This window comes from Marinobacter segnicrescens (assembly GCF_900111555.1).
In the GTDB taxonomy this organism is placed as follows: Bacteria; Pseudomonadota; Gammaproteobacteria; order Pseudomonadales; family Oleiphilaceae; genus Marinobacter; species Marinobacter segnicrescens.
This window is the reverse complement of record NZ_FOHZ01000005.1, coordinates 96,778-116,202: the sequence shown is the minus strand read 5'-3', so window position 1 is coordinate 116,202 and position 19,425 is coordinate 96,778. Positions and strand designations below refer to the sequence as shown.

At 59.3% G+C, this 19,425-nt stretch carries 15 protein-coding genes; 2 read left to right on the top strand and 13 right to left on the bottom strand.

Annotated elements, in window-relative coordinates; all coding sequences use genetic code 11:
- Positions 1 to 16: 16 nt before the first annotated feature.
- The 5 genes from BM036_RS07265 to tmpT all read right to left on the bottom strand — a co-directional run bounded on the left by BM036_RS07265 (position 17) and on the right by tmpT (position 8,359).
- Positions 17 to 1,579, bottom strand: a complete 1,563-nt coding sequence (locus BM036_RS07265) for a SpoVR family protein (RefSeq protein WP_091849995.1) — start codon at positions 1,577 to 1,579, stop codon at positions 17 to 19.
- Positions 1,576 to 2,865 (bottom strand): YeaH/YhbH family protein, encoded by a 1,290-nt coding sequence (locus BM036_RS07260; RefSeq protein ID WP_245742527.1) that lies wholly within the window; start codon positions 2,863 to 2,865, stop codon positions 1,576 to 1,578. The genes BM036_RS07265 and BM036_RS07260 overlap by 4 nt, the downstream gene beginning before the upstream one ends.
- A gap of 34 nt (positions 2,866 to 2,899) precedes the next feature.
- On the bottom strand, positions 2,900 to 4,822 hold the full coding sequence (locus tag BM036_RS07255) for a PrkA family serine protein kinase (RefSeq protein ID WP_091849991.1): 1,923 nt from the start codon (positions 4,820 to 4,822) through the stop codon (positions 2,900 to 2,902).
- 347 nt (positions 4,823 to 5,169) lie between these two features.
- Positions 5,170 to 7,527 (bottom strand): DUF6351 family protein, encoded by a 2,358-nt coding sequence (locus BM036_RS07250; protein ID WP_091849988.1) that lies wholly within the window; start codon positions 7,525 to 7,527, stop codon positions 5,170 to 5,172.
- A gap of 172 nt (positions 7,528 to 7,699) precedes the next feature.
- Positions 7,700 to 8,359, bottom strand: a complete 660-nt coding sequence (gene tmpT, locus BM036_RS07245) for a thiopurine S-methyltransferase (RefSeq protein WP_091849986.1) — start codon at positions 8,357 to 8,359, stop codon at positions 7,700 to 7,702.
- A gap of 58 nt (positions 8,360 to 8,417) precedes the next feature.
- Between tmpT and BM036_RS07240 the strand changes: the two genes are divergently transcribed.
- The gene (locus BM036_RS07240) at positions 8,418 to 9,362 is read left to right on the top strand and encodes a D-2-hydroxyacid dehydrogenase (RefSeq protein WP_091849984.1); all 945 of its coding nucleotides are present in this window, start codon (positions 8,418 to 8,420) and stop codon (positions 9,360 to 9,362) included.
- Positions 9,363 to 9,501: 139 nt separating this feature from the next.
- Positions 9,502 to 10,842, top strand: a complete 1,341-nt coding sequence (locus BM036_RS07235; protein ID WP_091849982.1) for a YihY/virulence factor BrkB family protein — start codon at positions 9,502 to 9,504, stop codon at positions 10,840 to 10,842.
- Here BM036_RS07235 and BM036_RS07230 read toward each other — a convergent pair.
- The 8 genes from BM036_RS07230 to ahcY all read right to left on the bottom strand — a co-directional run bounded on the left by BM036_RS07230 (position 10,807) and on the right by ahcY (position 19,386).
- On the bottom strand, positions 10,807 to 11,853 hold the full coding sequence (locus tag BM036_RS07230) for an HDOD domain-containing protein (protein WP_091849980.1): 1,047 nt from the start codon (positions 11,851 to 11,853) through the stop codon (positions 10,807 to 10,809). The two genes, BM036_RS07235 and BM036_RS07230, sit on opposite strands and share 36 nt — an antisense overlap.
- A 118-nt stretch (positions 11,854 to 11,971) precedes the next feature.
- The gene (locus tag BM036_RS07225; RefSeq protein ID WP_091849979.1) at positions 11,972 to 12,709 is read right to left on the bottom strand and encodes a 16S rRNA (uracil(1498)-N(3))-methyltransferase; all 738 of its coding nucleotides are present in this window, start codon (positions 12,707 to 12,709) and stop codon (positions 11,972 to 11,974) included.
- 81 nt (positions 12,710 to 12,790) lie between these two features.
- A complete protein-coding gene (locus BM036_RS07220) occupies positions 12,791 to 14,140 on the bottom strand; it encodes an adenosylmethionine--8-amino-7-oxononanoate transaminase (RefSeq protein ID WP_091849977.1) in 1,350 nt (449 codons plus the stop codon).
- 562 nt (positions 14,141 to 14,702) lie between these two features.
- The gene (locus BM036_RS07215) at positions 14,703 to 15,449 is read right to left on the bottom strand and encodes an amino acid ABC transporter ATP-binding protein (protein WP_091849975.1); all 747 of its coding nucleotides are present in this window, start codon (positions 15,447 to 15,449) and stop codon (positions 14,703 to 14,705) included.
- Positions 15,450 to 15,460: 11 nt separating this feature from the next.
- A complete protein-coding gene (locus BM036_RS07210) occupies positions 15,461 to 16,132 on the bottom strand; it encodes an amino acid ABC transporter permease (RefSeq protein ID WP_091849973.1) in 672 nt (223 codons plus the stop codon).
- Between the two features lie 78 nt (positions 16,133 to 16,210).
- Positions 16,211 to 16,969 (bottom strand): transporter substrate-binding domain-containing protein, encoded by a 759-nt coding sequence (locus BM036_RS07205; protein ID WP_091849971.1) that lies wholly within the window; start codon positions 16,967 to 16,969, stop codon positions 16,211 to 16,213.
- A 140-nt stretch (positions 16,970 to 17,109) separates the two neighbouring features.
- On the bottom strand, positions 17,110 to 17,979 hold the full coding sequence (gene metF / locus BM036_RS07200) for a methylenetetrahydrofolate reductase [NAD(P)H] (RefSeq protein WP_091850193.1): 870 nt from the start codon (positions 17,977 to 17,979) through the stop codon (positions 17,110 to 17,112).
- 12 nt (positions 17,980 to 17,991) lie between these two features.
- On the bottom strand, positions 17,992 to 19,386 hold the full coding sequence (gene ahcY / locus BM036_RS07195; protein WP_091849969.1) for an adenosylhomocysteinase: 1,395 nt from the start codon (positions 19,384 to 19,386) through the stop codon (positions 17,992 to 17,994).
- Positions 19,387 to 19,425: the final 39 nt, after the last annotated feature.

Here is a 19,425-nt window from a genome sequence, read left to right as displayed (position 1 = left end):
GCTGGTTGAAGCCGTGTCAGTGATCTTCCGCTTCCCAGGGTGGGCAGTGGTACTCGTCCACTATCGTGCCCTCGTCCACGCTTTCAAGGTGCACCTCAAAGCCCCATAGCCGGTGAACATGCCGAAGTACTTCCTCGGCATCCTCGCCGCCCAGCGGCACCCGGTCTACCGGGATGTGCCGCAGGGTCAGTGACCGGTCACCGCGTACATCCACATTCCACACCTGGATATTGGGCTCCCGGTAACTGAGGTTGTACTGACGGGCCAGCTTCTCCCGCAGTGGCCGGTATCCGGGATCATCGTGAATGGCGGTGACCCGGTAGACCTCTTCCTGGTCATCGTTCTGGATGGCGAAGAACTTCATATCGCGCATGACCTTCGGCGACAGGAACTGCTGGATAAAGCTCTCATCCTTGAAGTTGCGCATGGCGAAGTGAACCGTTTCCAGCCAGTCACCCCCGGCAATATCCGGGAACCACTCCCGGTCCTCTTCGGTAGGGTTCTCACACATCCGACGTAGGTCCGAGAAGATATTGAAACCCAGGGTGTAGGGGTTGATGCCGGAGTACCAGGGGCTGTTGAACGGGGGCTGATAGACCACGGCCGTATGGCTCTGCAGGAACTCCAGCATGAAACCGTCGGTGACCAGGCCCTTCTCATACATGCGATGCAGCAGGGTGTAGTGCCAGAACGAAGCCCAGCCCTCGTTCATCACCTGGGTCTGGCGCTGGGGATAGAAGTACTGTCCCAGCTTGCGCACGATGCGGATGATTTCCCGTTGCCAGGTTTCCAGTAGCGGGGCGTTCTTCTCGATGAAGTAGAGGATGTTTTCCTGGGGCTCGGAGGGGTAGCGCTGCTTGCGCCGGGCCTTGTCCTCTTCTGTTTCGTCAGGCCTTGGGATGGTGCGCCACAGATCATTGAGCTGGCGTTGCAGGTATTCCTCCCGGTCCTTCTGGCGGCGCCGTTCCTCGGCTGCAGAAATCGGAGCAGGGCGTTTGTAGCGGTCCACTCCATAGTTCATCAGCGCATGGCAGGAGTCGAGGATCTCCTCCACCGCCTCCACGCCGTGGCGTTCCTCACACTCGGCCACGTAGTTTCTGGCGAACACCAGGTAGTCGATAATGGCGCTGGCATCCGTCCAGGTGCGGAACAGGTAATTGCCCTTGAAGAAGGAGTTGTGGCCGTAGCAGGCGTGGGCGATGACCAGGGCCTGCATGGGCAGGGTGTTTTCCTCCATCAGGTAAGCAATGCAGGGGTTGGAGTTGATCACGATTTCGTAGGCCAGCCCCATTTGCCCCCGCTGGTAGCCCTTGGATGTGTTCAGGAACTGCTTGCCAAAGGACCAGTGGTGGTAGCCCACGGGCATACCCACGGAGCTGTAGGCGTCCATCATCTGCTCGGCGCTGATCACCTCGATCTGGTTGGGGTAGGTGTCCAGGCCGAACTCTTCGGCGCACCTGGCGATTTCGTCGTCGTACTGCTGGATCAGCTCAAAGGTCCATTCGGAGCCGGTGGAAATGGGCTCCCGCCTGGCTGGTGCTGAATCCGGCAGGTTGGGGCGGTCGATAATGTCAGTCATGCGGCTTTCCTCTCGAACAGCTGGCGGAACACCGGGTAGATTTCGCCCGGGTCGGCGATCTGCTGCATGGCAAAGCTTTGCGGGAAACGCTCCATGATCTTCTCGTACTCGTACCACAGCATCTGGTGATCCTGGGGGGTGATCTCCACATAGGCGTAGTACTGCACCAGGGGGATAATCCGGTCGGCCAGGATCTTGCCGCAGATGGGAGAATCATCGTTCCAGTTATCACCGTCTGATGCCTGGGCGGCGTAGATGTTCCACTCATCCGGGGAATAGCGGGATTCGATGATCTTGTGCATCAGCTTCAGCGCACTGGAGACGATGGTGCCCCCGGTTTCCCGGCTGTAGAAGAACTCTTCCTCGTCCACCTCCTTGGCGCTGGTATGGTGGCGGATGAAAACCACGTCGATCTTCTTGTAGTTCTTCTTCAGGAACAGGTACAGCAGGATAAAGAAGCGCTTGGCAATGTCCTTGTGAGTCTGGGTCATGGACCCGGAGACATCCATCAGACAGAACATGACGGCGCTGGTGGCGGGTTTCGGCTTCTTGATGTGCTGCCGGTAGCGGAGATCGATTTCGTCGATGAAGGGGATCCGGCGCACATTGGCCTTGAGCCTGGCGATTTCGGCTTCCAGTGCCTCGATCTGGTCCACGTGGCTGAAGGCCGGGTCCAGGTCATCCGGGGCCGTCTTCAGGGCCGCCAGCTGTTCTTCCAGTTCCCGTATCTTCTTGCGTCGGGCACCACCCAGGCCCAGGCGCCGGGCGTGGGCGCCGCGAAGGGAACGCACCACATCCAGCTTGGCGGGTACACCCTGGGTAGTGAAGCCGGACCGGTGATACGTGAAGGCCTCGGTGTCCTTGAGTTTCTTGCGGGCCAGGTTGGGCAGTTCCAGGTCATCGAACAGGAAGTCGAGGAACTCGTCCTGGGTGATCTGGAAGGCGAATTCGTCCATGCCTTCGCCGTCAGGGCTGGCCTGCCCTGAGCCGGAACCACCGCCGCCGCCACCTTCCGGCTTGGGGATTTCATCACCGGCAACAAACTCCTGGTTCCCCGGGTGGACCACCTCGCGCTTGCCGCCCTGGCCGTGGTGGAAGGTCGGTTCATGGATATCCCGGGAGGGAATGCTCACGCTTTCCCCCCGCTCGATATCAGTGATAGAGCGCTTGTGTACCGCATCTGCCACGGCTTTCTTGATGTGCTGGCGATAGCGGCGCAGGAACCGTTCCCGGTTCACCGCGCTCTTGTTCTTGCCGTTAAGACGGCGATCAACGATGTGGGTCATGCCCATAGTGCAACTCCTCCAGGCCAGAAAACGGTTAATGCGACTTTCTGACTCTGAGGTACCACTCTGCCAGCAGCCGGACCTGTTTCTCGGTGTAGCCACGGTCCACCATCCGCTCCACAAACTGCTTGTGCTTCTTCTGGTCTTCCTGGCTGGCCTTCGGATTGAAGGAAATCACCGGCAGCAGGTCTTCGGTGTTGGAGAACATCTTCTTCTCGATCACGCTGCGCAGTTTTTCGTAGCTGAGCCAGGAGGGATTTTCCCCCTGGTTGTTGGCCCGGGCCCGCAGCACGAAGTTGACCACCTCGTTGCGGAAGTCCTTCGGGTTGCTGATGCCGGCAGGCTTTTCGATCTTTTCCAGTTCGTCGTTGATGGCCGACCTGTCCAGGATTTCGCCCGTTTCGGGATCCCGGAACTCCTGGTCCTGGATCCACAGGTCGGCATAGGTCACGTAGCGGTCGAACAGGTTCTGGCCATATTCGCTGTAGCTTTCCAGGTAGGCGGTCTGGATTTCCTTGCCGATAAACTGCACATAGTGGGGCGCCAGGAACTCCTTGATAAAGCGCAGATAACGCTCCTGGACTTCCGCCGGGAACTGCTCCTGCTCGATCTGTTTTTCCAGCACATAGAGCAGGTGTACCGGGTTGGCCGCTACCTCGGTGGTGTCGAAGTTGAACACCTTCGACAGGATCTTGAATGCAAAGCGCGTGGACAGCCCGTCCATACCCTCGTTGACGCCGGCAGAATCCCGGTACTCCTGGATCGACTTGGCCTTGGGGTCGGTATCCTTGATGTTCTGTCCGTCATAAACCTTCATTTTCGAGAAGATGCTGGAATTTTCCGGTTCCTTGATGCGGGACAGCACCGAGAACTGGGCCAGCATATCCAGGGTGTCCGGGGCGCAGGGGGCGCCGGACAGTGAGCTGTGCTTGAGCAGCTTCCGGTAGATTTCGATTTCCTCGGTGACCCGCACGCAGTAGGGCACCTTGACGATGTAGACCCGGTCGAGGAAGGCCTCGTTGTGCTTGTTGTTGCGGAAGGTCTGCCACTCGGACTCGTTGGAGTGGGCCAGGATGATGCCGTCAAAGGGCACCGAGCCCATGCCTTCAGTGGTGTTGTAGTTGCCTTCCTGGGTGGCGGTCAACAACGGGTGCAGCACCTTGATGGGCGCCTTGAACATCTCGACGAATTCCATCAGCCCCTGGTTGGCCTTGCACAGGCCGCCGCTGAAGCTATAGGCGTCCGGATCGTCCTGGGAGAAGTCCTCCAGCATGCGGATATTGACCTTGCCCACCAGGGCCGAGATGTCCTGGTTGTTGTCGTCACCGGGTTCGGTCTTGGATACGGCCACCTGGTCCAGTACCGACGGATATTTCTTCACCACCCGGAACTGGCTGATATCGCCACCGTATTCGTGCAGGCGCTTGACGGCCCAGGGAGACATGATCGGCTTGAGGTAGCGCTGGGGAATGCCGTATTCCTCTTCCAGGATCTGGCCGTCTTCGAGTGGATCAAACAAGCCCAGGGGCGACTCGTTCACCGGCGAGCCCTTGATGGCGTAGAAGGGCACCTTCTGCATCAGGAACTTGAGCTTCTCTGCCAGGGAGGACTTGCCGCCCCCCACTGGGCCCAGCAGGTAGAGAATCTGCTTCTTCTCTTCCAGGCCCTGGGCTGCATGGCGGAAGAAGGACACGATGTTTTCCACCGCCTCTTCCATGCCATAGAACTCGGAGAATTCCGGGTATCGCTTGATAACCTTGTTGGAAAAGATGCGCGACAGGCGCGGGTCTCTGGATGTGTCGATAAATTCTGGTTCGCCGATCGCCAGCAGCATGCGCTCGGCTGCGGTGGCATAGGCGGCTGGATCGTTCTTGCAGATCTCCAGGTATTCCTCCAGGGAGTACTCTTCTTCCTGGGTCTGGTCATACCGGTCTTTGAAGTGTTGCAGAATGCTCATGGGTGACCCTCGCTTGCTAATGATTCTTCGACTACACGCAAAATTCCCCGTTGTTGGACGCCGCGGGCGGGCGTTTGTGGTTATGGTTGGATGGAAGTCATGAACGCTGTTGGCCGGATATACGACGGAATCCAGGTCCCGGTTTCCGGCGGGCCCTGTTCCGGGCCCTTTCAGTTTCAGCTTAGTCCAGCTTTCAAGCTTTGCAGCTTTGACAGGACAAAATATTGTAGGTTCGTGACAGCAAGCGAAAACTTGTGAGGTGGGCAACGGAAGGGTTGTGAAAGGCGACGAATATGGCCGGTGAGAGGCTAACGGCGATGCAGGCACCGCCGTCAGCAGGGAAGGGCTCAGCCTGCCGGACGTCCCTGGTCCGGAGCCTGGTAGTCACAGACGCCCTGTGGGTAGATCTCTTCCAGGCGTTCAATCTCGCCGGCGCTGAAGCTGACGTCGCCGTAGGTGCCGTCGGCAAGCGCCTCGCTCACCGGCTTCAGGCTGCATTTGAAAATGCTGCCTTCGATCGGGCCACCGGCCTCGATCCGCGAGGTGGTATAGGTCTGGAATTGTTCGGTGCACTCGCCGGCGGCGTTGTCATCCAGGATCCCATTCCAGACGTCGTCCCCGGCCTCGATCAGTGAACCGTCGGTATTGAAACAGGCGTCCACGGCTTCCGCGGGCCGGTTTTCGGCAATGCTCCTGTCGGGATTTTGCTGGATGTTGGTGATCCAGTCATGGAGTACCTCCAGTGCCATCCAGGTCTGGTTGTATTCCTCCAGCGGCTCCGGTTCCGATGGATCCGAAAGGTCCGTGGGACGGGTATCGGTGAACCAGATAACCTGGTTGCCAGCATCCCCCATGCGGTTGATGATGCGCTGGCGGGCGGAGAAGGACTGGTGGCTGTTATGCATGTCCAGTACTTCCTCCAGGTAATGGCGCCAGTCGATGACCGGCATGTTGAGCTCACCATCAAACACCAGGCCCGATGTGTAGGCTGCGTTGATGGCCTCGATATCCGCTTCGGTGCGGGGCGCCGGGGTGACGCCGTCCGGACTGAGCATCATGTTGCGGCGGCTCCAGGGGTCGAAGTTGGCTGGGGTGAAATCACCCAGGTAGGGGAAGCCCTCCTGCACCATGTCATTGGGGTGTTTCCAGCCGCCAATCCGGGCGTTCAGCTTCAGGAACTCTGCCGTGGTGATGTTGCCTTCCACCAGTGCATTGAGTCCGTACTGCACGCCCACGTTGTCATACACGGTACGGGGGTTGCCGTTTTCGTCCAGGCCGTAGATATTGCGGGCGTCGTCATAGTGGGTCCACTGGACGTCATTCATCACTCCGGGTGGCTGCATCAGCTCCTGGTTGCGGGCCTGGCCATAGTTGGGGTTGAGCACCAGGGCCGTCAGACCCCGCCACGCGGGTATGCATTCGGTCATGCCCGGGGCAGTTCCGTAACCCAGGGCTCGCTTGGCGTCAGCAAACGGGTCCAGGTAGTTGTCGGTCGCGTTAAGGCCTACCAGCCAGCTGCGATTGCTTGTGTTCCACCACTTCGGGTTGTCGCCGTCGGTCACGTCCATGTAGTGCTCCAGCAGTTCACAGTCCCCGATGTGAATGACCTGGGTGATCATGTCCGGGTAGGAATACTGGGGTACACCGCCGTCGAGCAGGTCCGGGTGGTTCTGGGAGTAGACATACTGTTGGATACCGCCGCCGGAGCCGCCAATGGCCACGGTATAGTCTGGCACTCCGAAGCGCTTGATGAAGTGTTCCTTCACCATCAAGGCGGTTTCACCGCCCACCTGCAGGTTGTAGTGGCTGCTGGTGCGGGTGCCGGTGGAGTAAATCACCGCATAGCCTTTTTTCAGCACCTCTGGCTCCAGCGAGCGGCCGCTGATGCGCCCCTGACTGTGGCCGATGGCGACGCCCCCTTCGAAATGGAATAGCAGGCGTCCGTTCCAGTTTCCGGTGGAGGCTTCCCAGGGCTCATCTCCTGGCTGGGCCAGGGTGGCAAAGCTGTAGATAAAGCGGTTAATGGTGCCCCGCTCCTGCCGGACGATAAAGTCCACGGTACGGCCGTCCGTCAGGGTGGTGGTGGCCATGTCGGCAGGGCGGGAACCATCGTCGGGCAGGGGCGCCCAGCCGCCGTCTGTGGTGCGGTAGATAAAGGTGACATAGGGTTCGATGGAGCAGTCCTTGCTCAGGCCAACCTGGCTGCCGGATTCATCCAGCACCGGAAAGCCGGTATCGCCGTCGGTATCCACCAGCGGCTGCTTGCCCAGTTCCGTGGTGACGGTGCAGACGAACGGATATTGCTGCGGACCGGAGAAGATCGGCCCGGTGATCGGGTGCGCGGTCAGCTCGACAGAAGCCAGCGGTCCCTGCCGGCGATGGTGCAGCTCAAGCTGATTGTCGCCCTCTATCAGCCCGGAAACCAGAACCTCATGGCCATCGCGGCCGGCACGGATTTCCGGCTCTATAGGCTGGCCGTTCAGCCAGAATTCCAGTTGCCGCAGGCGCGACTTCACGGCAGGCATGGACTTGATGGGGCGATCCTTGAACAACACCTGTACCAGTACATCGTCACCGGACACCTGGTCCGGGGCGCTGGAAAGTACCTTCAGGTCATAGTGGGGGTTGGCTGCATGGCCTGTGGCAGCGAGCCCTGCCAGGAACAGCAGGGCGATCAGGGGCTGAAGCACTCGGTTTGAAAGCATGGTAAAGATCCCTCTTTGTAAGTTTTTGTTACAGGGGTGCCTTCACCAGCATGGTCAAACATGTACAAAAAACAAACGGGCGGAACGGGAAAGACGTTAATTATCAACCGAGGTTCCTGGTCAGGGGCGAGTAATCCACTGAAAAATCGTGGAAAGTTCCCAGACAACGGTTTTAGTATTTTTTGAGATAAAAGACGCTCTCAGTAGCACCGTTTTGCAGGCCCCGGCGCTTGGCAAACGGGTTATCCCGGGCCATTTCCCTGGTGAGGACGTGGTTGATTTCGTAATCCTCGCCATAGAGGTTGTGGACTTCCTCATCGCTGACATTGAACGGCGGCCCCTTCATCTCGTTACTGTCGTAGTCGAGGGTAATCAGCAGTATATGGGTGCCGTCGGGGATGACCGTCGTGAGGTGGTTAACGTAGTCCGTGCGCATCTCCGGGGGCAGGGCGATCAGTGCCGCCCGGTCATAAACCATGCGAATATGGGTCAGGTCTTCTGGCACCAGCTGAAAGAAGTCGCCGCACCAGAGTTCCAGGTCGTCATGGCGAAATCGGGTAAACGGCTCCCCGGGGTGAACCTTTGCTTTTTCCTTTGCTTCCTCGAAGAAGTCCTTGCAGGCAACGTCACTGAGTTCGACCCCAATAACCGGGTGTCCCCGATCGTGTAGCCACCACATATCATGGGCCTTGCCACAAAGGGGGACGAACACGGCATCGGTGCGGTCACCCGCAAACTCCGGCCAGTGGTCATGGAGGTACTTGTTGACCGAACCTTCATGGAAACCGATTTCGCCCTTTGCCCAGCGTGTGTGCCAGAATTCATGTTCCATGCCGCATATCCTCTTGGTGATTCCGGTATCTTCCGAGCATAAAACAGGAGTTATAACAGTGAAAGCTGTATTCCTTGATGCCAGCACCCTGGGCAGCGACGTGTCCCTTGAGCCGATCAAGGCGGTGACCGGACCCTTGACCTGTCACCCCCGCACCACACCTGAGCAGGTGACGGAACGTTTGCAGGGGTTCGATACGGTGCTGGTTAACAAGGTCGTTCTGGGCCGTGAGCACTTTGAGGCCTGTCCAGAGCTTAACACCATCGCGGTGGTCGCCACGGGCCTGAATAACATCGACCTGGAGGCGGCGAGGGACCATGACATCGAGGTACTTAACGTCACCCGTTATGGCCGGTCAACCGTGGCCCAGCACACCATGGCCCTGATTCTTGCGCTAGCGACCCGGCTACTGGACTACGACCGGGATGTGCGCCAGGGTCGATGGGCGCAGAGTAATATGTTTTGCCTGATGGACCACCCCATCATGGAGCTGGAGGGCAAGACCCTTGGCATCATCGGCTATGGTGACCTTGGGCAGGGCGTGGCGGAGCGGGCCCGTGCGTTTGGCATGGACATCCTGCTGGGCTGTCGTCCCGGCCAGGAGCCCGGCGAAGTGGATGGTCATCGCCGCATTCCGCTGGAGGAGTTGCTGCCTCGTGTGGATGTGCTGTCGCTGCATTGCCTGCTTACGGACGAAACCCGGAACCTTGTTGGGGCCTCCGAATTGAGCAAAATGAAAAGCTCTTCGCTGTTGATCAATACCAGTCGTGGCGGCCTTGTGGATGAACAGGCCCTGGCCGACGCACTCCGCGCGGGCACCATTGGCGGTGCCGGATTCGATGTGCTCACCGAAGAGCCACCGCGCAACGGCAACCCGTTGCTGGCGGATGATATCCCCAACCTGATTATCACGCCCCATTCTGCCTGGGCGAGCCGGGAAGCCCGGCAAAGGATCGTGGAGATAACTGCGAGGAATCTGACTGGTATTGAGGGGGCGAAGTGATGCTAGTAGATTTCGCTCAGGCAACATTTTCAGCCATACTCATTATAGTTATCTGAAAACAGTGGTATTCCTTGGTTCGTCGGCAGTGATGTTCAGGCCGGCCAGGAGGAATGCACCAGGCATCCACTAAGGACGTTGCGTGGCTTCATTCCAGTTCAAAGAGCGTTTCAACGCCGCCGAGCGGTGGATACTGTCCAATCCAAACCCGCCTGAGAAATGGCCCTGGACCTGGTTGTACAAGGCAGGCCGGATTACCTATGCGGTGGCGCGGGATATCCTTAGTGGTCAGTTGACCCTCCACGCCATGAGCCTTGTCTACACCACCCTGCTCAGTATCGTGCCGCTGCTGGCGCTGAGCTTCTCGGTGCTCAAGGCCATGGGGGTGCACGAGCGCATTGAACCGTTCCTGTATCAGTTCTTCCAGCCTTTGGGCGAGCAGGGTACGGAGGTCGCCGAGCAGATTCTCAGTTTCGTGGACAATATGAAGGTGGGCGTACTTGGATCGGTGGGCCTGGCGATGCTGGTCTACACCGTCATCGCGCTGGTACAGAAGATCGAGCGCTCCTTCAATATGATCTGGCGGGTGCCGGAGATGCGCTCCCTGGCGCAACGATTCAGCAACTATCTGAGCGTGATCATGATCGGTCCGTTGCTGATGGTTTCCGCTATCGGGATCACCGCGACGATCTTGTCCTCGGCGTTTGTGCAGCGTCTGGTCGAGATCGAACCGTTTGGTACCGCCATCGTTTCGGCCAGCCGGATGACGCCCTTCCTGCTGGTGGTGGCGGCATTTACCTTCGTCTACATCTTTATCCCCAACACCCGGGTGAAACTGCGGTATGCGTTTATCGGCGGCTTGATTGCCGGCGTCACCTGGCAGGCTGCCGGCATGGTCTTCGCGTCCTTCGTGGCGGGGTCCACGCGCTATGCGGCTATTTACTCAAGTTTCGCTATCGGCATCATTCTGCTTATCTGGATCTATATCAACTGGATGATCCTGCTGGCGGGCTCAAGCATTTCCTTCTATTTGCAGAATCCCGGAAACGTCTCCAAGGGTCGTGATGTAGACCCCTCTCCCGAATTGCAGGAGAAAGTGGCGCTGGTGCTGATGTGGCGAGTCTGCAAGCCCTTCAGCGAAGGACGTCCCGCGCCTCAGCAGGAAACCCTGGAGCATGAGATGCGGGTTCCCGGTGAGATCACCCGCCGCATTTCCGACAAGCTGATTCGTAAGGGATTGCTGAACCTCGCGGGTGCTTCCGGTGATTACCTGGTGCCCGGGCGTGCCCTGGAACTGATCCGTGTTGGTGATGTCCTGGCGGCGGTACGAGAAGACGAGGAGGGGGTGTTGGAGAGGCTTCCAGATGTGCTGCCCCCCGAGATGTACCCAACGGTCAGTGCCGACCAGACCAGGACCTTCGCCGAGCTGTTACGGCCTGCTGCTCCTTCAACGGCTGGAGAGCCCCTCGGCGAGAAAGCGTGACAGCATCTGGCGGACCTTTTCCAGCTGTCGTGGTTCCAGGGACATCAGGGCCTGCAGTTCCTCGTCGGCCAGGTTACGCTGGTGGGCGTCCCGCAGGACCTCCCGGGTCCCCAGGGTGATGCCTTCAGTCAGCGGGGCGTCGCCTTCGCCGGGGACGGGGCGCTCTGCCGCAAGCAAAAGGGCATGGTATCGGGGGGGCAGGTTCCAGGCCCTGGCTACCTTCTGGGCAGTCGCCCAGGCGAACCGGTCTATGGCCTCATAGTACATCTGTGGTGTGGCCTGCTGGTCGGGGTAGCGTCGCCGGATAATGGACTGTACTTCCCGTCGCAGGGTGAGGTAGGAGAGCGCGGGCAGCAGCCCGGCCATGAAATAGCTGGTGCTCTCTTCCTTGCGGTTCAGTGCAATCAGTTCGGCAGCCCGGGCGCAGCTCAGGCCCCAGCGCCAGACCCGCTGGGTAAAGGTGGATTCGGTGGAGTTGCGAGCTGCCAGCATGGGGCGCATAACCGAGGCCGAAACGACATTACGAATGCCATCAAGGCCCAGCAGGAAGACCGCCTGGTCAACCGTTTCCACGATCTGGTCGCCGGCCTTGAAAAAGGGACTGTTGGCTACCTGCAGCACCTGGTCAGTCAGCGCGGCATCACTGAGAATAATGCCCGAGACATCTTTCCGGGTGGTCGACTCACTTCCCAGGGTTCGCATCAGGATCGGCAGTGTCAAGGGTTGCCTGGGCAGCTCTTCCAGGCGATTTTGATCCAGCCGATTTTCGATTTCCCGCAGGATCTTGCCGGTGAACGGCGAGGGTGTGCCCAGTTGTCTCGGGCTGCAGTCCAGCAACCAGCAGAACAGGTGATCGTCCAGGCGGTCCCTGGGCTCGCGGCTCTGGTCGGCGTGCGGATCTCCTTGCGGCAGTTTGGCAGAGGATACCCTGGCGTTGCTGTCAGCTCTGTAATCCGTGGCACCGTGGCCCTGGAACAGCCTGGCTCTTATCCAGGAAAAAAGACCTGGCATCCGGTGCTTCTCCTTGAAGATATCTGGATTTTCGGGAAGTTACCGACCCGAATTTTGCTGTCGCAGTATAGTACAGTCACACAACCGGTGCCTGCTACCTGGACGAATGGTTGCAGGCTCATTCCCGGAAGTCGCCCCATAGCCACTGGCATAGGGTAATGGCTGCCACAGGGGCGGTTTCGGTGCGCAGCACCCTCGGCCCCATCGCAGTCGGATGGAAGCCCTGCTCCTGGGCCATGGCAATCTCTGCCGCAGACAGCCCGCCCTCCGGGCCAACCAGTAGCGCGATACCCTGGGCAGGCGGGTGTAGCTGGTCCAGTGCCTGCTCGGTCCGGTGGTGCAGCACCAGCCGCAGGTCACAGTCACGGCTCTGTTCGAACCAGTCGCTCAGGGACGCAAGCGGGGCAATGGTGGGTACCGTAGCGCGCCCGCACTGTTCGGCGGCACTGATCGCCACCTGCTGCCAATGGCGGATGCGCTTGTCTTCCCGGTCGCCCTTGAGGCGGACGTCGCATCGCTCGCTGGTCAGGGGCACGATGGTATCCACCCCCAGTTCAGTGCTCTTCTGAACGGCATAATCCATCCGGTCGCCCTTTGATATCACCTGGCCGAGTACTATCTTCAGGCGAGGCTCGCAGGCACTGGGTTCTTGCCGAAGCACCTTTGCAGTGACCTGCTTCTTGCCAACCTCGTCGAGTTCGGACGGGTAGTTATTGCCATCGCCGTTGAACAGCACCAGCGGCTGGCCAGGCTGCATCCGCAGCACCTTGCCCACATGGTGGGCGGCGTTATCATCGAGGATTACCTTCTGTCCCGCCTGCAAGGGCGCGCTGGTGTGGATTCTGGGATTACGCACAGAGTGAACCTGCCTGGAACGGATACAAGGGCGTCAGGTTACCGAAAACCCGGGCCCTTGCGCCAGTCAGTTACGTCATGGTCAGTCGCGAACGGCGAAGTCGATGCCCTCGGTGGCCACCTGTGCCAGGTGTCGAATCTGCTCCTCAGTGATCACGTAGGGGGGCATGAAGTAAAGCACGTTACCCAGCGGGCGCAGCAGGGCTTCCCGGGTAAGCGAGTGCTGATAGACCCGGATGCCCCGACGCTCCTGCCAGGGGAAGGGCTCCTTGGATTTGCGGTCCTTGACCATTTCAATGGCCATGGTCATGCCGTGCTGGCGGATGTCACCTACGTTGGGATGGTCCGCGAGGTGAGCGACAGACTCCGTCATGCAGCGGGACAGGGCTTTGTTGGCATTGATCACATCGTCATCCCGGAAGATATCCAGGGTCGCCAGGGCGACGGCGCAGCCGATGGGGTTGCCGGTATAGCTATGGCTATGGAGAAAGGCCCGCATGGTTTCGTAGTCGTCGTAGAACGCGTTATACACATTGTCCGTGGTCAGTACGACCGACAGGGGCAGGTAACCGGCGGTTAGCCCCTTGGACAGGCACATGAAGTCCGGGGTAATGCCGGACTGTTCACAGGCGAACAGGGTGCCGGTGCGGCCGAAGCCGACGGCGATTTCATCGGCGATCAGGTGCACGCCGTAACGGTCGCAGGCTTCCCGCAATTTGGTGTGGTAGATGGGGTGGTGCATGCGCATGCCGCCGGCGCACTGGATCAGTGGTTCGACAACCACCGCGCAGATCTCGTCATGCTTTTCGGCCAGCAGTTTGTCCATGGCTTCGAACTGGCGCAGTGCATACTCTTCGTCGGTCTCACCCGGCTCCTTGTTGTAGGCATCGGGGGAGGGTGCAGTGAGTACTTCCATCAGCAACGGCTGGTAAGTGTCCTTGTAGAGCGCTACGTCGCCAAGGGCCAGGGCGCCGAGTGTTTCGCCGTGGTAGCTGTTGGACAGGTTGACGAAGTTCTTCTTGCCGGGCTTACCGTGGTTTTTCCAGTAGTGGTAGCTCATTTTCAGGGCCGCCTCGATGGCGGATGAGCCGTTGTCGGCATAGAAGCATTTGTTCAGTCCTTCCGGCGTGACTTCAATCAGCCTTTCGGAGAGCTCCACCACTGGCTCATGGCTGAAGCCGGCGAGGATGACGTGCTCCAGCTTCTCGATCTGGTCGCGGATGGCGCCGTTGATGCGGGGGTTGGCGTGGCCGAACAGGTTGACCCACCAGGAGCTGACGGCGTCGATATACCGGTTGCCTTCGAAGTCTTCCAGCCAGACGCCTTCGCCTTTCTTGATGGGGATCAGCGGCAGGGATTCGTGGTCCTTCATCTGGGTACAGGGGTGCCAGACGGATTTCAGGTCACGGGCGACCAGGTCGGCATTGCGCATGTTTGGCTCCGGTTCTGTTTGCTTATGGGTGGGTTTGCTCTGTTAACCAAACTGGATAATACAGTTAACAGCCGTTTGTAGGAAGGCTTTGGTTCTTGACCAGTGGCTTCGTGCTCCGACTGATTGGTTTGGCCGAAGACTGGCAGGGTCGGGGGCCGGACGTATGGTGTAGGGGGAATTTTTCCACCGCAATTCAGGGGCCATCCCTGGCACCCGCCTTGCTCCGCGCCATCCATGGCGCTGTTACAAAATTCCCCCTACACCATACATCCGACGGGCCTTTTCGATAACGCGACTGGAGTTAACCGAACTTCTGTGGGGGTTACTGCCAAGCTGAAGGTTGGCGGGGTTGGGGTAAAAAGAACGCCATAGCGGCGGTTTAGTGAGGCAACTCCATCGTATGATCGGAACGGGGGTGGGGGGAGGCTTTCGCAGCAGCGCCATGGATGGCGCGGTGCAAGGTCGGTCCAGGGACGGGCCGTGAATTGCAGCGGAGAAAGCCTCCCCCCGCCACCGGTCCAGCCCCCGAATCCAGAACTCAGACATCGACCAGACAACAGAGTCAGTGCTTCAGAACCCGCGAAAGAAAAGATTGGGTCCGTTCGTTCTGAGGGTTATCAAACACATCCTCAGGCTTGCCTTCCTCCACAACCTGACCCTCGTGGATATAGATCACCCGGTCAGCCACCTCCCGGGCGAAGCCCATCTCATGGGTCACCACCATCATCGTCATACCTTCCTTGGCCAGCTCCCGCATGACATCGAGAACCTCCCCGATCATCTCCGGGTCCAGGGCGGAGGTCGGTTCATCGAACAGCATTAGCCGGGGCTCCATCGCCAAGGCCCGGGCGATGGCCACCCGTTGCTGCTGGCCACCGGAAAGCTGGCTGGGGTATTTCTTGGCCTGGTCAGCAATACCGACCCGTTGCAGCAGCCGTTCTGCCGTCCCGTTGGCCACCACCTGGGGCGTTTTCTTGACCTTCATCGGCGCCAGCATGATGTTCTTCTTCACCGTCAGGTGGGGGAACAGGTTGAACTGCTGAAACACCATGCCGACTTCCTTGCGGATCTCGGTCAGGGATTTCTGGTTGCCACCCTTGGGCGCCAGCGGGTGGCCATCCACCTCCAGCTTGCCGGACTCGAAGGGTTCCAGGCCGTTCACACAACGGATCAGGGTCGACTTGCCGGAACCACTGGCGCCGATAATCACCACCACTTCGCCAGCTTCCACCGTGAGGTCGATGTCCTTCAGCACATGGAGCTTGCCGAAGTACTTGTTCATACCCTGCATTTTGACTATCTGACTCATGCTTCCGCTCCTTAAACCGACGTCAGCCCACGCCGCTCAAGCAAGCGCAGGATCAGTGACAGTGACAGGGTGATCATCAGGTACAGGATCGCCACCACGAAGTAGACCTCGAATGCGGTAAAGGTATTGGCGATGTAAACCTGACCCTGACGTACCAGTTCGCCAACGCCGATCACCGAGAACAGCGAAGTGTCCTTGATGGAGACGATGGCCTGGTTGCCCAGGGGCGGAATCATGCGGCGGAAGGCCTGTGGCCAGACGATGGACCAGAAGGTCTGGGTGCGGGACAGGCCGAGGGAAAGGCCGGCCTCGGTCTGGCCCTTGTCGATGGACTGTACGCCACCGCGAACCACTTCCGAGATATAGGCGCCAGAGTTCAGCGCAATGGCGGCAATACCGGCTGTCAGCGGGTCAATTGGGCCACCAACCAGGTCCGGCAGACCGTAGAAGATGAACAGTACCTGCACCAGGATGGGCGTGCCCCGGAAAACCTCGATATAGGCGGTAGCGGGCCAGCGCAGGAACCAGTGTTTGTTGATGCTCAGCAAGCCGAAAATAATGCCGAGTACAAAGCCGATGGCCAGGCCACCGAAGGAAATCAGCAGGGTGTAGGGAATGCCCTTGAGCAGGAAGGGTATGGAATGGATGGCTGCCTGCCAGTCGAACTGGAACTGAAACTCCACGTTCTGTTTCTCCGTTCAGTCCAATGAAAAGCGCCGGAGCACACGAGCTCCGGCGCGGGTTGCAGTGATAGCGAAGACTTACTTGTCTTCCGGCAGTTCACCAAACCATTTCTTGTAGATCTCGTCGTAGGTGCCGTCTTCTTTCATGGATGCAATGGCGTCGTTGACTTCATCCACCCACTCGCTGCCTTTTTTCAGGGCAATGCCGTACTGCTGGCCTTCGTACAGCGGTCCAACGGTCTTGACCCGGCCTTCACCCTTGGTCTGGGCAAAGTAGCCAACATTGGGGGCATCATAGAAAACAGCGTCGATAGAACGGCTCATCAGGGCCATGTACATGTCGGAGCTGCCGGGATAGGGGGTAACGCCATCGTTATCCTCCAACTCACGGGTCAGGAAGTCATAGCTGGTGCTGCCGATCTTGGTGCCCACCTTCTGGCCTTCCAGGTCTTCGATGGCTGTCACTGAGTCATTGTCTGCACGTACCAGGATGCGCAGGCCGGAATCGTAGTAGGGATCGGAGAAGTCGACGATTTCCTTGCGCTCTTCCGTGATCGTAATGCCGGCAATGGCAATGTCTACGTTGCCGGTCTGCAGGGCAGGGATGATGCCGTTAAAGTCCATGGTCTGCAGGTCATAGTCGAACCCGGCCCGCTCAGCGACTTCAGCAATGACCTCCATATCGAAACCGATCATCTCGCCGGTTTCCTGGTCCATCATCTCGAAGGGAACGAAGCTCGGGTCGGTGACCACTTTCAGGGTTTCAGCGGAGGCGAGGGAGGTTGTCAGCGACAGCGCAGCAGCCACGCCAAGGGGTTTCATCCAGTTGGTTTTCATGGGATCTCCTTTCAGATTAGGGACATACCTGTATCAGGATAGACCATGTAATTGGGCTTTGCAGGTACCTTTGACCAAAGGAGGGCGGGAAAGGGGAGGGAAGGGCGGCCGTCCGGTCGCCCTTCTGAAGGACAGGAGCCTCAGAACGAAATCTTGTCCCGGTTGGCCAGGCCCAGGTTGTTCCAGATGTTCAGGCTGGCCTCGGCCTGGTTGAGGGTATAGAAGTGCAGGCCTGGGGCTCCCTCGGCGAGCAGGCGCTCACACATCCGGGTGACCACTTCTTCGCCGAACTTCCTGATGTTGTCTGAATCATCGCCGTAGGCTTCCAGCTGCTTGCGGATCCAGCGGGGGATTTCCGCGCCACACATATCCGAGAAGCGCACCAGGCTGGAGAAGTTGACGATGGGCATGATGCCCGGCACCACCGGGATGGTGATGTTCATCTTTTCCAGCCGGTCGATGAAATAGAAGTAGCTGTCCGCATTGAAGAAGTACTGGGTAATGGCGCTGTTGGCGCCAGCTTCCACCTTGCGGGCGAAGTTCTTCAGGTCTTCCTCGGCATTGCGGGCCTGGGGGTGGAACTCCGGGTAGGCGGCCACTTCCAGGTTGAAGGTGTCACCGCTGTGCTCGCGGATGAAGGCTACCAGTTCGTTGGCGTAGCGCAGCTCGCCGGAGGCACCCATGCCCGAAGGCAGGTCGCCCCGCAGGGCGACGATGCGGTTGACGCCGCTTTCCCGGTAGATATCCAGCAGCTCGGCAATGCTCTCCCGGGTACCCCCCACGCAGGACAGGTGGGGAGCGGTGGAGATGCCCTGGCTGTGCAGGTTCAGCACCGTTTCAATGGTGCGATCCCGGGTTGAACCGCCGGCGCCGAAGGTGACGGAGAAAAAGTCCGGGTGTACTTCCGCCAGGCGGTCGCGCACGGTTTGGAGCTTTTCCCGGCCCTGGTCCGTCTTGGGCGGGAAAAACTCGAAACTGAAGCGTCGTTTGAATTGCTTCTGGGATTCCATGTCTGTTTCCAATCAGTACTTGTAGCTTTCCGGCTTGTAGGGGCCTTCCACGGGCACGCCGATGTATTTCGCCTGCTCCGGGGTCATCCTGGTAATCACGCCACCGAAGCCTTCCACCATGGCGCGGGCCACTTCCTCGTCCAGCTTCTTGGGCAGGACCTGCACGTAGACGTTGGCCGGCTTGTCGCCCGCGGGCAGGTCGGCAAACTTCTTCTCGAACAGGTGCATCTGGGCCAGTACCTGGTTGGCGAAGGAGCCGTCCATGATCCGAGAGGGGTGACCGGTGGCATTGCCCAGGTTCACCAGGCGGCCTTCGGACAGCAGGATCAGGTGGTCATTGCTGGCCTTGTCGCGGTAAACCACGTGTACCTGCGGCTTGACCTCGTCCCACTCCCAGTTCTTACGCATGTAGGCGGTGTCGATTTCGTTGTCGAAGTGGCCGATGTTGCACACCACGGCGCCGCTCTTGAGGGCCTTGAGCATGTTGGCATCGCACACGTTCATATTGCCGGAGGTGGTTACCAGCAGGTCGGTGTTGCCCAGCAGGTCCCGGTTGATGCTGTCTTCGGAGCCGGTGTTCTCACCATTGATGTACGGGGACACCACTTCAAAGCCGTCCATGCAGGCCTGCATGGCGCAGATAGGATCGGCCTCGGTGACCTTGACGATCATGCCTTCCTGGCGCAGTGAAGCCGCGGAGCCCTTGCCCACGTCACCGTAACCGATGACCAGCGCTTTCTTGCCGGCCAGCAGGTGGTCGGTGGCGCGTTTGATGGCATCGTTGAGGCTGTGACGGCAACCGTACTTGTTGTCGTTCTTGGACTTGGTGACCGCGTCGTTAACGTTGATGGCGGGTACCTTGAGGGTGCCTTCCCGCAACATTTCCTGCAGGCGGTGCACGCCGGTGGTGGTTTCTTCGGTAACGCCGTGGCACTTCTCCAGGACTTCCGGGTACTTGTCGTGGAGCAGGGCGGTGAGGTCGCCGCCGTCGTCCAGGATCAGGTTGGGCTCCCAGCCCGCTACGTCGGCGCCGACGGTGCGTTCGAGGCACCACTCATACTCTTCCTCGGTTTCGCCCTTCCAGGCGAACACGGGGATGCCCCGGGCTGCGATGGCGGCAGCGGCCTGGTCCTGGGTGGAGAAGATGTTGCAGGAAGACCAGCGTACATCGGCGCCCAGTTCGATCAGGGTCTCGATGAGCACAGCGGTCTGGATGGTCATGTGGATGCAGCCCATGATGTTGGCGCCTTTCAGCGGCTGCTCACCCTTGTACTTGTTGCGCAGGGCCATCAGCGCGGGCATTTCGCCCTCGGCGATGTTGATTTCCTTGCGCCCCCAGTCGGCCAGGGTAATATCGCGGACTTTGTAGTCGTCGAAGCTGTTCAGTTGTTCAGCCGGAGTGCTCATGGTGTTCTCCTGTCTGTGTCTTGTTCGGCGACGGCTTCG

What these genes read in the sequence shown, in the direction of transcription:
- BM036_RS07265 (WP_091849995.1), bottom strand. Translation starts at nt 1,579, where the DNA reads ATGACTGACATTATCGACCGCCCCAACCTGCCGGATTCAGCACCAGCC.
- BM036_RS07260 (WP_245742527.1), bottom strand. Translation starts at nt 2,865, where the DNA reads ATGACCCACATCGTTGATCGCCGTCTTAACGGCAAGAACAAGAGCGCG.
- BM036_RS07255 (WP_091849991.1), bottom strand. Translation starts at nt 4,822, where the DNA reads ATGAGCATTCTGCAACACTTCAAAGACCGGTATGACCAGACCCAGGAA.
- BM036_RS07250 (WP_091849988.1), bottom strand. Translation starts at nt 7,527, where the DNA reads ATGCTTTCAAACCGAGTGCTTCAGCCCCTGATCGCCCTGCTGTTCCTG.
- tmpT (WP_091849986.1), bottom strand. Translation starts at nt 8,359, where the DNA reads ATGGAACATGAATTCTGGCACACACGCTGGGCAAAGGGCGAAATCGGT.
- BM036_RS07230 (WP_091849980.1), bottom strand. Translation starts at nt 11,853, where the DNA reads ATGCCAGGTCTTTTTTCCTGGATAAGAGCCAGGCTGTTCCAGGGCCAC.
- BM036_RS07220 (WP_091849977.1), bottom strand. Translation starts at nt 14,140, where the DNA reads ATGCGCAATGCCGACCTGGTCGCCCGTGACCTGAAATCCGTCTGGCAC.
- BM036_RS07215 (WP_091849975.1), bottom strand. Translation starts at nt 15,449, where the DNA reads ATGAGTCAGATAGTCAAAATGCAGGGTATGAACAAGTACTTCGGCAAG.
- BM036_RS07205 (WP_091849971.1), bottom strand. Translation starts at nt 16,969, where the DNA reads ATGAAAACCAACTGGATGAAACCCCTTGGCGTGGCTGCTGCGCTGTCG.
- metF (WP_091850193.1), bottom strand. Translation starts at nt 17,979, where the DNA reads ATGGAATCCCAGAAGCAATTCAAACGACGCTTCAGTTTCGAGTTTTTC.
- ahcY (WP_091849969.1), bottom strand. Translation starts at nt 19,386, where the DNA reads ATGAGCACTCCGGCTGAACAACTGAACAGCTTCGACGACTACAAAGTC.